Genomic DNA, 13395 nt, shown 5'->3' on the forward strand with positions numbered 1-13395 from the left:
TAGGTATTTTTATAAAAATGTAAGACAAGTTTATTACAACCTATTTTATAGGCTATCTACTTGTTCAAAATCTAATTCCGTACTTGTTTCGCGGCCGAACATATCAATGTTGACTTTTAGTTTTTGTTTTTCTTCATCAATTTCAGCAACTTGCCCTTCCAAACCAGCAAATGCACCTTCAATGATTTTAACTGTATCACCAACGTTGACTTCTAAATCACTAGTTCTTGTACTCATACCGATGGAGCGTAAGATATGATTGATTTCTTCTTGTAATAAAGGCGCAGGTTTACTACCAGCACCGTGTGAGCCGACAAAACCGGTAACACCAGGCGTATTCCGCACTACATACCACGATTCATCTGTCATGACCATTTCCACTAAAACATAACCTGGAAAAGTTTTATGAACGACTTCTTTTTCTTTACCGTTCTTTAGCTCTTTTTCAGTTTCTTCTGGGACGACAACGCGAAAAATAAAATCTCCCATACCCATACTTTGCGCCCGTGATTCAATGTTTGCTTTAACTTTGTTTTCATAACCAGAATACGTGTGCAGCACATACCAGTTTCTTTCAAATGATTCCATTTGTTTGGCTCCTTTTGTCTAAAATAAAAAAACCTCAGTTACCCGAAGTTTTTTCTTCTTGGCTATTATAGCATTTTTTGTATTATTCAGCTAGTTAATTTATTTTAAAATCCAGCCGAAGACACTCTTAATCACCGTGTCCATCACAAAAAACATTGCAGCAAAAATCAAAGATGTTTCAATGACAACCAATGTATCTTTGCGTAACTGAGCTTTGGTGGGCCATGTTACATTTTTCATTTCGTCTATTACACTACGTAAAAATTTCATGCCTGCTGCCTCCTATTTGGTTTCTCGATGCAATGTATATTGATTGCAATATTTACAAAATTTATTAATCTCCAAACGTTCGCCTTTTTTCCCTTCACTCACTGATTTAGTGTAGTTACGAGATCCGCAAACGGAGCAGGCTAAAGCGGCTTTTTTCGCACCCATCTTTATGGCCTCCTTCAAATTTATCACACTTTTAAAATTACCCGAGTTTCGGTTAATTTCTTCACAAAAGTACACTTTAACTTAGCATGTTTTTTTCGGACTGTCAATGAAGGTAGTCGGTTATGTCTTTTTATAGAGAATATGATATGATTAATTTGTTAAATTGGAGACAATGGAGGGTTTGTTATGTTACTTAAAACCATGGTGTATAAAAAAAGAGATTTGACTACGGTCAAAGAAACAGCAACACTGGCTGAAGCATTGGAAATTCTAGAAGATTCTGGTTTCCGCTGTGTACCGATTCTAGATGAAAGTGAAAAAATTTTCCGCGGCAACATTTATAAAATGCACATTTACCGCCACAAAGCTAACGGCGGTGATATGAATTTACCTGTTACCCATTTATTGAAAAATGCAACAAAATTTATTTATGTAAATTCTTCTTTCTTTAAAGTATTCTTTACGATTAAAGAACTTCCTTATATTGCGGTTTTAAACGAAAATAATAAATTTTATGGTATTTTGACTCATAGTTCCTTATTAAATATGTTATCCCAATCGTGGAGTATTGATCAGGGAAGTTACGTTTTAACAATTGCCTCAACAGGTAAACAAGGTGATTTAGCTGCTATTAGTAAAATCATCGCAAAATACAGTAGCATCGCCAGCTGTATTACCTTAGATATCGGTAAAGATGAATTTATTCGTCGCACATTAATTACATTACCAGCCAAAACTGACAAAGCGTTGTGCGATAAAATTATTAGTCATTTAGAAAGTAAGAATTTCAAAGTTGTTGAAGTTGAAGATCTAACTCTTTCAGAATAAAAAAATCATAGCTGATTTTTGAAAATATGCGCTAATGCCTTGGCTATTTACTGATTAAAATTAAAACAGAAGCTAAAAAAATGGACTTGGCAGAAAATTGCTAAGTCCATTTATGCTATACGTTTAAAATTGTTTATCAAAATTCACGCTATTATTTAACCAGTACATCAGTGGTGCGGAAATACTCATAATAATCAGTTCACTTAAAGCTGTAGTGAAGTACGTTGGCCAAAATGGTAAATTAGCCGTAATCATTAGCATGATAGCAATTAAGAACATACTAAAAGTGAAAAAGGCAATATTTAGACCTAATAATACTTTTTTGTCTTTGACTTTATTTTGTAAAAAGCTCGTGAGACTTAAAGCCAATAGCGTCTGCGCGCCACCAAAGAGCACATCTAAAATACCATAACCAAATAAGGCATTATAAATGACGACGCCTAAAAAGACTCCCCACAAATATTTACGATTAAAAACAACTAAATGATTCAAACTTTCTGAGACCCGAAATTGAATAGGTCCCGCAGAAAAGGGCGTAATAAGCGAAAGGGCGACATATAAAGCCGCAACAATTGCATTTACCGCCAAAACTTTAACATTACTGCTACGTTTACTCATTTGCACAAATTATTCCTTCTTTCTCCGAGTTTTGATGACGCGGGATGGTTGATGAACCGCGGGAGGTTAACTGGCTTTTTTAAGTTTTTTGATATCTTGATCCATTTTAACTACAGCAGCTATCTTTTTACTAGTTCTTTGTTTTTTACTGGCAATGAAATAAACACAAAAAAATAGACTATAAATGCTTAACGCCATAATCTGACAGCTGACAAAAAATAAATTGGCCTCTTTGGTGTAAGTTAAACCTAACAAATTTTCACAACCCCATTGTAGTAAAAATAAGACTGCTGAAAATCCAACTAAATGATAATATTTCATCGTTTTCCTCCCCTGTGGAGTATAGCAAAATTAACGCTAAAAGAAAACACGAGTTATCAGATAAAAGCGAAAAAAATTGTAACCTCTGTTGTAAACGCTTGCAAAAAGTGCTCGTATATGGTATAAAATAAGTGTAAGGGGTCATAGGAATTCCCAGTAACGTAGACGATGTAGGTTCTACAAAACGAAGAATTGTTATGAGACTTAAAAAAATTGTTAAAGGATGTGGGAATTTGAGTTACTCCTTACTAATTGAATAGGTCTAGTGAGTTTATCATTTATTAAGTGGACATCAGAACCTTAATAAAAAGGACAAAAAGGCAACAAGAAGAGTAACACGTTACAAAAAAACTCACTAGATCTTTTTTTGTGTGCTTTTTTCTTTTCCCTCCTCTATTTTTTCTGTTAAAATATGGAGCATTAAGTGTAAAAGAGGAGCAAACATTGTGAAATTCCATTACATACTCTTGATTAATCAGGTTTCAGGCAACGGCAATGGAAAGAAAACCGGTGCGATTATTCAAAATTTATTAGATGAACAAAAAATGAGTTACGAAAGTTATTATACCGAATATGCAGGTCATGAAGCTGAATTAGCCAAAGAACTTGCTAATTCTAAACTAATTGGTTGGAATGCGGAAATAAAAGCAGATTATGCAGATAAACTTTATCCTTTGCTGGTCGTAATTGGTGGTGATGGCACTTTACACCAAGTTTTAAATCAATTTTACCGGATGGACAAAGAAATTCCCGTCAGCTATATCCCGGGTGGCTCTGGCAATGACTTTGCGCGGGGAATAAACTTACCAAAAGATCCCCAAAAAGCCTTTTGGGCAATTCAGCGGGCAAAAGAGCCACAAATTATTAACACGTTGACTTATGAAGAAAAAATTCAAACGGAAACAGGGCTGGCAATTAACAATATCGGTATTGGTTTGGATGCAGCAATTGTGGCGGCTACGAATGATTCCATGACTAAAAAAACGTTAAACAAATATAATCTTGGTTCCTTTGCTTATATCGCCTCTATTGTCAAAGTTTTATTTACACAAAAGGGCTTCCCTATTTTACTTGAGGTCAACGGTGAAGAGTTTACGTTTAAAAAAGCATTTTTATGTACTACGACCAATCATCCCTATTTTGGTGGCGGCGTGGCGATTGCGCCCATGGCAAAAGCTACTGTCTCAGATATTGACTTGGTTGTAGTAGAAAGAATTTCGATGATTAAAATTTTCGGGTTGATTATTCGTCTGATTACCAACAAACTAACAACATCAAAACATTACCACCATTTTACCGGACATAAACTTAGAATTGTCTCCACTGTTCCAGAATACGGTCAAGCAGATGGTGAAGTAATGGGCTTGCGCCCTTTTGATATCACCTTTTCCACCCGGCCACAATTAATTTGGTATTATCCAGAATAAATAAAGAAGACTTCGTCAATTCCCATAGCTTTTGCAAATAAGAGCAACATATTGCTAAATTGCTACTCAAATTTAAAAATTTCTACTTATTACCACTGCACGTAGCGTATTAGTTATAACATTTTACCTGTATATTTTGACTGCAACGTATATTTCGGTGAAATTTTTACTGATAATTTACAAAAAGACTTAAATGATTTTTAGCCTTCCGAAACTAAAAATCATTTAAGTCTTTTTTTGCCTACATAAAGTCCAACGGGGTCAGTCCGTTCATACCAATTAAAGGATCTATGGCATTTTCTCGAACCAATTTTCCCGTTAATATAACGTGAACAGGGCTCACTTCTGCCGATTCATTCACTTCATTATTATTTGGTAAATGCCCAGCCTCTTTTTGGTGACTATCTTCTGTTAGTTGCACTTCTTCATAGGTAACAGCTTGCTGTTGTTTTTGTAGCTCGTTAGCCTCAGGTGTCTTTTTTTGATCCGCTTTGATTAATTCTTCGTCTGTCAAACCGACAAATGCGCTTATGCGCTCTTTTAGCGTCGTTAAACGATTGGCGGATTGATTCGTAACACACGTTTCAAAAGCCTGTGTCTCTCCAAGCAAAATTAATTTATCTTTACTTCTGGTTACGGCTGTATAAAGCAGGTTTCTTTGCAACATACGTTGATATTGGTAAACCATCGGCAAAATTACCATCTCAAACTCGCTACCTTGTGCTTTATGAATCGAACAACAATAAGATAAGGTAATTTTTTGCCAGTCATTGCGCTTATAGGTTACTTCATTGGTGTCAAATTGAATAACCAACTCGTCGACTTTATCTTCACTGTCTTTGGCGTAAATAATTCCCACGATTTGACCCATATCACCATTAAATACATTTTCTTCTGGTGAATTAACTAGCTGTAGAACTTTATCCCCAATGCGATAAACGTGCTCGTGAAAGGTTACTTCTTTTTTTGTCCCATCATTGGGGTTAAAAATTTCTTGCATCATCTTGTTTAACGCATCAATTCCAGCAGGACCACGATACATAGGGGCTAACAATTGAATATCTTGGGCGCTAAACCCTTTGGCTTTTGCCTTTTTAACAATTTGTGCAATTAAAGGTTCAATTTGTTGCGCATGACAAGGAAAAAAAGAGCGATCCGCTTGGTTTTTAGTGAAATCGGCTGGTAAGCGGCCGTTTTTAATCTCATGGGCCAATGAAATAATCGTCGAACCGTCCCCTTGGCGATAAATGTCAGTTAACTCGCGCTGGGGAATTGCTTTTATCTGCAGTAGATCATGTAATACTTGACCTGGACCGACAGAAGGTAATTGATCTTTATCACCAACAAAAATAACTTGCATATTACTCGGAATTGCTTTTAGCAAAGAATTAGCTAACCATGTGTCTAACATCGACATTTCATCAACAATTAACAACCCTCCTGCTAATTCATTGATTTCTGTCTCACCGACTTTTTCTCTACCCGTTAAACCCAGTAAGCGGTGAATCGTACCGCTAGGCAATCCTGTTGTCTCGTTCATACGCTTTGCCGCACGGCCAGTTGGTGCGGCTAAAAGAATTGGAAAAACCTCTTGTGTATAATCCAATGGCTCCAAACTTAAATCATTTAATTCAGCAAATAATTGTACGATTCCGTTAATAACCGTCGTCTTACCGGTACCAGGACCGCCAGTCAAAATAAATAATGGTGAAGCCAACGCTGCTTTAATCGCTTCAGCTTGTGATGTCCCATATTTAATCTTGAGTCGTTTTTCCAAACTGGCTAATTTTTTTTCAATCGTTTTTTCTGGGTACTTAATTTCTTTTTTGCGCTGCAACATTCGCTGAATCGACCCAGCAATTCCAATCTCGGCAAAATATAGACTGTTTTCGTAAATACGCGTAGCTTCTTGCTGAATTTTATCTTCCTCAGTTAACGCGATAATCACATCGGCTAATTGTTCGGGGTTAATTTCTACCGGACGACTTTTTTCCAGTAGGGTTAAGGTATCATCTAATAAGGTATCCGCTTTGACATACGTATCCCCACTTTGCAGCGCACTTTGAAAAACTTGATGCAAGACCGCTGCCCGCAACCGTTTGTCGCTAGTGGCCGCAATCCCTAACTGTTCGGCTAATTGATCGGCTTTTTTAAACCCGATACCTTCAATATCTTCTACCAATTGATAAGGATTTTCTGCAATAATACTTAATGCCTGTCCTCGGTACATTTGATAAATGGCAAAAGATAACTGGCTGCCAAAACCATATTGAGACAAGCCGACAACAATTTCGTCCATACCTTGGTTGGCTCGCACAATTTCTGCTATCTGCTGTCGTTTTTTTTCGTTTAACCCTTCAACTGCTTCTAACACTGAATTATCTTCAACGATTTTTTTAATTGCATCAACCCCTAGTGTATCTACAATCTTTTCTGCCGTCTTGGGTCCAATACCAGGAAATTTTTCACTAGCAAAATAGTTAATCAAACCATTTTCAGAAGTTGGTTGATCTTGGGCATAACTTTCTACTTGAAACTGTAGCCCGTATCGTGCGTGTTCAATTAGCTCACCATAAAATTGATATAAAGTATCATCGTTGATATCTCCAAAAGAACCCGTCACGACAATTTGCGGTTCACGATAAGCGGTATTGGTTTCTGCAATATCAATCAACATCACCTTATAAAAATTGCCGGGGTTTTCAAAAAAGATTGCCGCGACTGTACCGCTGACAAATTTTCGTTCTTCCATCAAAAACCGGCTCCTTTCTACAATAAGGCGTCTAAACTACTTTGATCACCTAAAAAACTGGCATCATTCCATTTTGTTAATTTGAATGGTGTTAAATTTTCCGGTTCACTGGTAGTCATAATACTTAAGCTGTTGTTCACTAAGCCACCCATTTCCCGTAATTGCCCCAACTCTTTGCCCGCTAACCACTGGATAGCAGCAGTTAGGGAAGCGCCGTGCCCCACAAATAAAAGTGGCCCTTTATTTTGCATAACAGCGTCACTTACAACTGTTTCAATCCGTGCCAGTGCTGCTTCAATTTTTTCACCGTTAAAAACACTTGGATCATACTGATCTAAAGCATAGCGTAAATTGTGTAGTTCAGTTGGATAGCGGTCTGTCATTTCATCGATTAGTTGGCCTTCTAGTTTCCCCAAACCCAGTTCTCTTAAACCAGCATTGTAAATAATTTCTGGTTGATAGTTTAGTTCAGCTAAAATTCCTTGTGCCGTTTTCATGGCACGAGGCGCTGTACTGGCATAAATTTTTTCAAAGGGGATATCTTTTAGGTGCTGACCCAATAATTTGATTTCAGCTAAACTTTCTGCAAGAAGTGGTGAATCGCCTTTGGCTCCTTGAAAGCGGCGTTCATTGTTCCACTGGGTCTTACCATGGCGGGTAAAATATAACTCCATTACAAATGCTCCTTTAGTTTAGTAGATAAAAACTAGTCTAATTTATCATTTTCATAGTGATGACGTAGTTCCAAATTAGGAAATCCTTGTTGGCGCAACGCCTCATATATTACTAATGCCGCCGTATTGGATAAATTTAACGAACGAACGTGTTCATCATTCATAGGAATACGCAAACACTTTTCTGGATTTTCCCGCATGAATGTTTCTGGTAATCCGGTCGTTTCTTTTCCAAACATTAAAAATACTTCTTCGTCGGCGGTATAATCTACTTCACTGTAAGTTTGGTTGGCAAACTTTGTAATCAAATAAAGGCGTCGCTGACCCAAGTATGCTAAAAAGGCTGCCAAATCTTTATGATATGTGATATTCACATCATGCCAATAATCTAGGCCTGCTCTTTTTAAATGTTTGTCATCGGTTGAAAATCCCAATGGTTCAATTAAATGAAGCGGTGTGTTCGTCGCCGCACAAGTACGGGCAATGTTACCTGTATTGGCTGGGATTTGTGGTTCAAATAGAACAATATGATTCAACTTCATTACTCCTTTTGATAAAAAATTCTGTGATTTTTATGAATTGTATTTAAAAGTAAATATTCTCTCCTACTATATCACTTCATAGCTACTTTTTTAAAAAAAGTGCAAAAAAAGAACGTATCGGCTCGGTGTTAATCACTGCGAGTCGCTACGTTAGTGAAGTTCTTTTCACTAACTTTTATCAGAACAGGAACCTGATAAAAACCAATGAAAAATGACTTGTTTGTAATATATCACTCTTACTTAAATAATGCAACAGTTTTAACCGAAAAAAGTCACAAAAATTTCATTTCTCTTTTCCAATTAAAACATCCAGATCGATTGTAATTTTATTTAACGGACTCTTTGCTACAATTTCTTTTTGCTCAGAAGAAACGCCCCACTCTAAGGGAGACATCTCCAATAAAGCAGCTTGATTTTCATTGGAAACATCAAATGTATACGTTATTTCATGATGATTTACTAATTTAAATTGTTCTTTAAAATGTTGAATTACTTCATGATTTTCATAATGCTGTTTCTTTTTATCCGCGGGATAAAAAGCTTGCCGTAATTCTTGTAAATAACCGCTTCTTGGGACAACTTTCACTAATGTTCCCGTCGGCTTTAAAACGCGTTTAAACTCTCTATAATTAGATGGTGTGAATAAATTTAATACACTATCAAAAACTTGTGGGGCAAAAGGCAGTCGTGTCAAATCTGCGACACACCAAAATAAGGGTTCACTTTGCTGCGTTGCCATGTAGACACCATCTTTTGCGATATCAAAGCCAATTCCCGTAATGTTTTTGCCTGCTGCTATTTTATTAAAAAAACTACCTTCGCCACAGCCTACATCTAAGACTGTCGACCTTTCCGGTATATATTCTCGAATTTTTTCCAGTAGCCCGTTATACATTCCGGCTTGAATCAGCTGACGTCTTGCGGTAAACAACCGGCGATCATAGCCGCTGCTAATATTTTTTTGTAAAAAATATAGCGTTCCTTTTTTTGAGACATCAAAGTGATGTCCCTTTTGGCAGACAAGCCCCGCTTTAACTGCCCCCATTTCACTTTGACACAAAGGACATAAAAACAATGGGTGATTTGCAGTCACAAATTGTTTGCCCCAATCAATTTTTTTTAACATTTTATTTCCTCACTTCCCCTTAAATACGGCGAAATCAGCGGTACTTTTTAGTTACTCTACTTTAACACAAGGCTGTGATAAAATACTACATGAAAGTAAGCTGTCTAACAGTTTTAATGAGATACTAAAGGAGACTATTATGATTAAAGAATTTTGTGCCGAAAATTTCACTGATATTCCACGAGCCATTCACGCAGGAGCAAAACGCATTGAACTGTGTGATAACTTAGCTGTAGGCGGAACGACACCTAGTACAGGTGTCATTGAAGAAACATTAAATTATGCCGGTGAAAAAGGTATTCCCGTTATGACCATGATCCGCCCTCGCGGTGGTGATTTTATCTACAATGATACAGAACTAAAAATCATGCATACCGACTTAATCGAAGCTAAAAAAATAGGAACAGACGGTGTGGTTTTTGGTTGTCTAACACCTAGTGGTTGGTTAGATGAAGAAGCTTTGGAACTTTTAATTGAAACCGCAGAAGGGCTACAAATTACGTTTCATATGGCCTTTGATGCCATCTTACCAAGTCGTCAGTTTGAGGCTATTGATTGGTTAGCAGACCACGGCGTTACACGCATTTTAACCCATGGCGGCCCGAGTGGTACGCCAATTTCAGCAAACATCGCTCGACTAAAAGAATTGATCGCTTATGCCAAGAACCGCTTGATTATTTTACCTGGAGCTGGAATTAACGCTGAAAATGTGGCTGAAATTGTAACTGCCTTAGGGGTCAATGAAGCTCACGGAACTAAAATTGTAAAAATAACCGATTAAAAGGAGATGCCATGAAAAAAGCAGATGCCATGTATGCTTATGCCCGTAACCATAAATTAGGCCAAAATATCACACCAATTTTCGGCGGCTGGCTCCAACGAAAACACTTTGGTTTAATTGAGGCTGCTTTAGGTAAAGATGAAGAGGTCATTGCAAGTTTCATCGGACGCCATCATCCCGAAGATAATGAAAATTTCACACCATTTGAAGGTGAAGACCGCGCAGACTTTGAAGAACGAATGCGCGCAACACAAACCGGCAAAGTGCGTTACTTTGACTGTAAAGGATTCCACGCCTATGCTATTACTGACGCTGGGCGCCTGATTTTTGCCCGCTGGGTTCCTTTTAACCACGATTATAAAAGTATTCCGTTGCATAATATCAACACCATTAATCCCAATACGCGAATTTTTTGGGGTTTTTTACGAATTGAAAGTTTTCGCGAAGTCTTTAGTATTTTTTGGACGAAAAAAACGGTCTTTGCTATTGCCAAATTGCTAGAAGATAGTAAAAGCGATATGCAAGACGGCATTATGGATGGCATCACTTCTGCCAAACGTGCCCAACAAATACAGGAAAAAGCGAAGTTGTCTAAATCCCAACTTACGACAGAAACAAATTTTGAAAAGTTGAAAGAACGTAAAAAAGCACTAGATGCTGGTTTAATTACCCCAGCAGAATATGAAGAATATAAGCAACGCTTTTTACAATAAAAACTACCGATCAAAATAATGTTGGAACAAAATATTCAGCCGCAAGAGTTAATCAGGTACTGCAAGACACAGCTCTACTGCAACAATCGCTGTGTCTTGCAGCAGTAAGAAATAATTTTTTTAAGACCAGAAACACCTTACTTGTAGCATTTTTATCACATGTCCCTACTGAATGGCTGTTACTCAAATTTTTTGTGAAGTTTCAGCTTATCACAAAAGAAGCTATTTTCAGACCACCGTTTATCGATAAAAAGGCTGTGACAAAAATCTGTCACAGCCTTTTTTATGGATTACTCATTTTATTTTTTTAATTAAGAAATGAAGTACTGCATGAAAAGACTCGCAATATTAAAATAAATTAACACACTGGTCAAATCACTCAAGGTGGTAATAAACGGGCCACTGGCCACAGCAGGATCAAAACCAAGTTTGTCCATTAACATTGGAATAAAGCTCCCCGCCAAATTAGCCACCGTAATAGCACACATCATAGCCATTCCAATTACAAAACCTAAAATTGGATTGTGTTTCCAAACCGCAACAATAATGAAAATGGTTAGACCGGTAATGAACCCGGTCACTAAACCGGTCAAAACTTCACTAATAACTGTTTTAACAAAACTACTTTCTTTGTCATCATTGATTGCGAGTCGCCGTACTGCCACAGCCAAAGATTGTGTCCCAGCATTACCAGCCGTCCCTGTAATCAAGGAGATGAAAACAGCTAAAATACTCGCTTCACTTACAAGTTTCTCATAATGAGAAATTAAAGTCGCCGTCGCCATCCCTAAAAATAGCAACGTAATCAACCAAGGGAGTCGTCTACTAGCAGCTTTGACAGGATTTTCTGAAACTTCTTCAACGTTGACACCGGCTAAACCAGAGTAGTCACTTGCAGCCTCATCGTCGATAACGTCAATAATATCATCGACTGTGACAATCCCTAATAAATGATCATCATAATCTGTAACTGGTAATGCCAAAAAGTCATAATCCCGGAAAGTTTGAGCGACATCTTCTTGATCATCTCCCACATGAACTGAGATGACCCGTTCGCTCATAATATCTTGAATCATTGTATCATCTTCATTGACGATTAAATCTCTTAAAGAAATAACCCCCACCAAATGATTCTCTTGATCTACTACGTAAATATAATAAATTGTTTCGGCTACGTCGGCTTCGTTTTTTAAAACATACATCGCCGAACGAACCGTTTGATTAGCCACAATTGAGACAAACTCTGTGGTCATAATTGAACCGGCAGTATCATCTTCGTAATGCAGCAGTTCTTTAATTTCACTTGCGTCTTCTTTGTCCATCAAGCTTAAATATTTGTTGACAGCTTTTTTATCCAAAGTATTTAATAAGTCAACGGCATTATCTGTATACATTTCAGCTAACATGGCCGCAGCATAGCCCGGACGCATTTCAGAAAGATAATCTGTCATATGTTCATCGTCTTCTTCGATTACGTCAAACATGTCTGCTAATTCTTTAGGTGACAGATAACCGTACATCCGATGGCGCTCTTGGCTGGTGAGGGACTGGTAGAACTGCCCCTGTTCGTATATGTGCATTTCTAAGAAAGGTTCTCTAAACCCTTGCATATCGTCTTCAAGCAACGCTTGTTTCAATTCAGCAAAACGTTCTTCCAGTTCTAAATTTTCATCCACTCACACTCACCACGCGTTCTTATATATTTTGGGCAACCTGTGCCATATCTTCTGGTAAAGCCAATGTAAAAGTCAATTTTTCACCACTAAAAGGATGATTAAAAGAAAGTTTGTAACAATGAAGGGCCTGCCGCATAATTCCAGCTGTCATAAGCCCACCATAGAGATCATCACCTAGTAGCGGACAAGAAATCCCACTAAAATGGACTCTGATTTGATGCGTCCGACCCGTATGAAGTTTAATATTCACTAATGCGATTTGGTCGTTTTCTTTTTGGACCCAATATTCTGTTTGTGCTTTTTGTCCTGTATCATCTACTTTACGTTTTAACAACGAGCTTAAATCTCTAGCAATCGGTAAATCAATTACTGCATGGGGTGCTAACGTTTGAATAGCGCCAGCCACCAAAGCTTGATATCTTTTTTCCACTTGCTTTTCACGTAATTGACGATCGAGTTGCGCATGGGCAAAACCATGTTTGGCAAATAACATCAGGCCAGTTGTATCACGATCCAACCGCGTAACCACGTGAATTACCTGATCTTTATAATTTTGCATTTTATAATAATTTTTCACACGATTGGCCATTGTACCATTAGGATGATATTGCGCCGGAATCGAAGCAACTCCTGCTGGTTTATTGACAATCAATAAATGTTCATCTTCATAAACAATCGCAATTGGCGTCTCATCCAAAAGCATTGTTTCGTGCTCCTTTTCATCGGGCACGACAATAGTAACCCTATCATTAGGGCGCAAAGAATACAAGACATTTTCACGTTTATCATTGACTAAAATCAAGCCCCCTTGGAATTTAATTTTCGCCAGCAAACCTTTGGAAATGCCTTGTTCTTTTAAGAAGTATTTTAACTGCTGCTCTGAGTTTTTCTGATAATGATACGTAAACTTCATA

General features: G+C 37.5%; 15 protein-coding genes. 4 read left to right on the top strand and 11 right to left on the bottom strand.

Going from position 1 to position 13395, the window contains the following annotated elements; translation table 11 throughout:
• Positions 1-45: 45 nt before the first annotated feature.
• The 3 genes from nusG to rpmG all read right to left on the bottom strand — a co-directional run bounded on the left by nusG (position 46) and on the right by rpmG (position 1023).
• On the bottom strand, positions 46-588 hold the full coding sequence (nusG, locus tag AC6R0T_RS10135; protein WP_173103550.1) for a transcription termination/antitermination protein NusG: 543 nt from the start codon (positions 586-588) through the stop codon (positions 46-48).
• A gap of 99 nt (positions 589-687) precedes the next feature.
• Positions 688-858 (bottom strand): preprotein translocase subunit SecE, encoded by a 171-nt coding sequence (gene secE, locus AC6R0T_RS10140; protein ID WP_206902426.1) that lies wholly within the window; start codon positions 856-858, stop codon positions 688-690.
• 12 nt (positions 859-870) lie between these two features.
• On the bottom strand, positions 871-1023 hold the full coding sequence (gene rpmG / locus AC6R0T_RS10145) for a 50S ribosomal protein L33 (protein WP_016171295.1): 153 nt from the start codon (positions 1021-1023) through the stop codon (positions 871-873).
• A 186-nt stretch (positions 1024-1209) separates the two neighbouring features.
• On the opposite strand from rpmG, the gene cbpA reads away from it, so the two are divergent.
• A complete protein-coding gene (gene cbpA, locus AC6R0T_RS10150; RefSeq protein WP_303754567.1) occupies positions 1210-1851 on the top strand; it encodes a cyclic di-AMP binding protein CbpA in 642 nt (213 codons plus the stop codon).
• 123 nt (positions 1852-1974) lie between these two features.
• Here the strand turns inward: cbpA and AC6R0T_RS10155 are convergent, their stop codons facing one another.
• Both AC6R0T_RS10155 and AC6R0T_RS10160 read right to left on the bottom strand, forming a co-directional pair.
• On the bottom strand, positions 1975-2475 hold the full coding sequence (locus AC6R0T_RS10155) for a QueT transporter family protein (protein ID WP_396139697.1): 501 nt from the start codon (positions 2473-2475) through the stop codon (positions 1975-1977).
• Between the two features lie 60 nt (positions 2476-2535).
• Positions 2536-2790, bottom strand: a complete 255-nt coding sequence (locus tag AC6R0T_RS10160; RefSeq protein ID WP_206902424.1) for a hypothetical protein — start codon at positions 2788-2790, stop codon at positions 2536-2538.
• A gap of 446 nt (positions 2791-3236) precedes the next feature.
• Between AC6R0T_RS10160 and AC6R0T_RS10165 the strand changes: the two genes are divergently transcribed.
• On the top strand, positions 3237-4217 hold the full coding sequence (locus AC6R0T_RS10165) for a diacylglycerol/lipid kinase family protein (RefSeq protein WP_282462185.1): 981 nt from the start codon (positions 3237-3239) through the stop codon (positions 4215-4217).
• Between the two features lie 241 nt (positions 4218-4458).
• Here AC6R0T_RS10165 and recD2 read toward each other — a convergent pair whose 3' ends face one another.
• From recD2 to AC6R0T_RS10185, 4 genes are all read right to left on the bottom strand, one after another.
• The gene (gene recD2, locus AC6R0T_RS10170; RefSeq protein ID WP_526159328.1) at positions 4459-6969 is read right to left on the bottom strand and encodes an SF1B family DNA helicase RecD2; all 2511 of its coding nucleotides are present in this window, start codon (positions 6967-6969) and stop codon (positions 4459-4461) included.
• A gap of 17 nt (positions 6970-6986) precedes the next feature.
• Positions 6987-7643 (bottom strand): histidine phosphatase family protein, encoded by a 657-nt coding sequence (locus AC6R0T_RS10175; RefSeq protein ID WP_303754565.1) that lies wholly within the window; start codon positions 7641-7643, stop codon positions 6987-6989.
• A 32-nt stretch (positions 7644-7675) separates the two neighbouring features.
• Positions 7676-8185 (bottom strand): tRNA (uridine(34)/cytosine(34)/5-carboxymethylaminomethyluridine(34)-2'-O)-methyltransferase TrmL, encoded by a 510-nt coding sequence (gene trmL / locus AC6R0T_RS10180; protein ID WP_206904555.1) that lies wholly within the window; start codon positions 8183-8185, stop codon positions 7676-7678.
• A 283-nt stretch (positions 8186-8468) separates the two neighbouring features.
• Positions 8469-9311, bottom strand: a complete 843-nt coding sequence (locus tag AC6R0T_RS10185; RefSeq protein WP_303754564.1) for a methyltransferase domain-containing protein — start codon at positions 9309-9311, stop codon at positions 8469-8471.
• 139 nt (positions 9312-9450) lie between these two features.
• Between AC6R0T_RS10185 and AC6R0T_RS10190 the strand changes: the two genes are divergently transcribed.
• Positions 9451-10092: a copper homeostasis protein CutC gene (locus tag AC6R0T_RS10190; protein WP_282462181.1), complete on the top strand. Its 642-nt coding sequence runs from the start codon at positions 9451-9453 to the stop codon at positions 10090-10092.
• 11 nt (positions 10093-10103) lie between these two features.
• Entirely contained in the window at positions 10104-10805 is a 702-nt protein-coding gene (locus AC6R0T_RS10195) for a hypothetical protein (protein ID WP_282462180.1), read from the top strand.
• Between the two features lie 311 nt (positions 10806-11116).
• On the opposite strand, the gene mgtE is transcribed toward AC6R0T_RS10195, so the two are convergent.
• Together mgtE and AC6R0T_RS10205 are read right to left on the bottom strand one after the other, a co-directional pair.
• Complete coding sequence (mgtE, locus tag AC6R0T_RS10200; RefSeq protein ID WP_282462179.1) at positions 11117-12481, bottom strand: magnesium transporter; 1365 nt, start codon at positions 12479-12481, stop codon at positions 11117-11119.
• Between the two features lie 19 nt (positions 12482-12500).
• Positions 12501-13394 (bottom strand): RluA family pseudouridine synthase, encoded by an 894-nt coding sequence (locus AC6R0T_RS10205; RefSeq protein ID WP_303754563.1) that lies wholly within the window; start codon positions 13392-13394, stop codon positions 12501-12503.
• Position 13395 lies beyond the last annotated feature (1 nt).

The organism is Enterococcus sp. S86.2 (genome assembly GCF_059834485.2).

What these genes read in the sequence shown, in the direction of transcription:
- rpmG (WP_016171295.1), bottom strand. Translation starts at nt 1,023, where the DNA reads ATGGGTGCGAAAAAAGCCGCTTTAGCCTGCTCCGTTTGCGGATCTCGT.
- trmL (WP_206904555.1), bottom strand. Translation starts at nt 8,185, where the DNA reads ATGAAGTTGAATCATATTGTTCTATTTGAACCACAAATCCCAGCCAAT.
- secE (WP_206902426.1), bottom strand. Translation starts at nt 858, where the DNA reads ATGAAATTTTTACGTAGTGTAATAGACGAAATGAAAAATGTAACATGG.
- AC6R0T_RS10175 (WP_303754565.1), bottom strand. Translation starts at nt 7,643, where the DNA reads ATGGAGTTATATTTTACCCGCCATGGTAAGACCCAGTGGAACAATGAA.
- AC6R0T_RS10185 (WP_303754564.1), bottom strand. Translation starts at nt 9,311, where the DNA reads ATGTTAAAAAAAATTGATTGGGGCAAACAATTTGTGACTGCAAATCAC.
- AC6R0T_RS10190 (WP_282462181.1), top strand. Translation starts at nt 9,451, where the DNA reads ATGATTAAAGAATTTTGTGCCGAAAATTTCACTGATATTCCACGAGCC.
- cbpA (WP_303754567.1), top strand. Translation starts at nt 1,210, where the DNA reads ATGTTACTTAAAACCATGGTGTATAAAAAAAGAGATTTGACTACGGTC.
- AC6R0T_RS10205 (WP_303754563.1), bottom strand. Translation starts at nt 13,394, where the DNA reads ATGAAGTTTACGTATCATTATCAGAAAAACTCAGAGCAGCAGTTAAAA.
- recD2 (WP_526159328.1), bottom strand. Translation starts at nt 6,969, where the DNA reads ATGGAAGAACGAAAATTTGTCAGCGGTACAGTCGCGGCAATCTTTTTT.
- AC6R0T_RS10195 (WP_282462180.1), top strand. Translation starts at nt 10,104, where the DNA reads ATGAAAAAAGCAGATGCCATGTATGCTTATGCCCGTAACCATAAATTA.
- nusG (WP_173103550.1), bottom strand. Translation starts at nt 588, where the DNA reads ATGGAATCATTTGAAAGAAACTGGTATGTGCTGCACACGTATTCTGGT.
- AC6R0T_RS10160 (WP_206902424.1), bottom strand. Translation starts at nt 2,790, where the DNA reads ATGAAATATTATCATTTAGTTGGATTTTCAGCAGTCTTATTTTTACTA.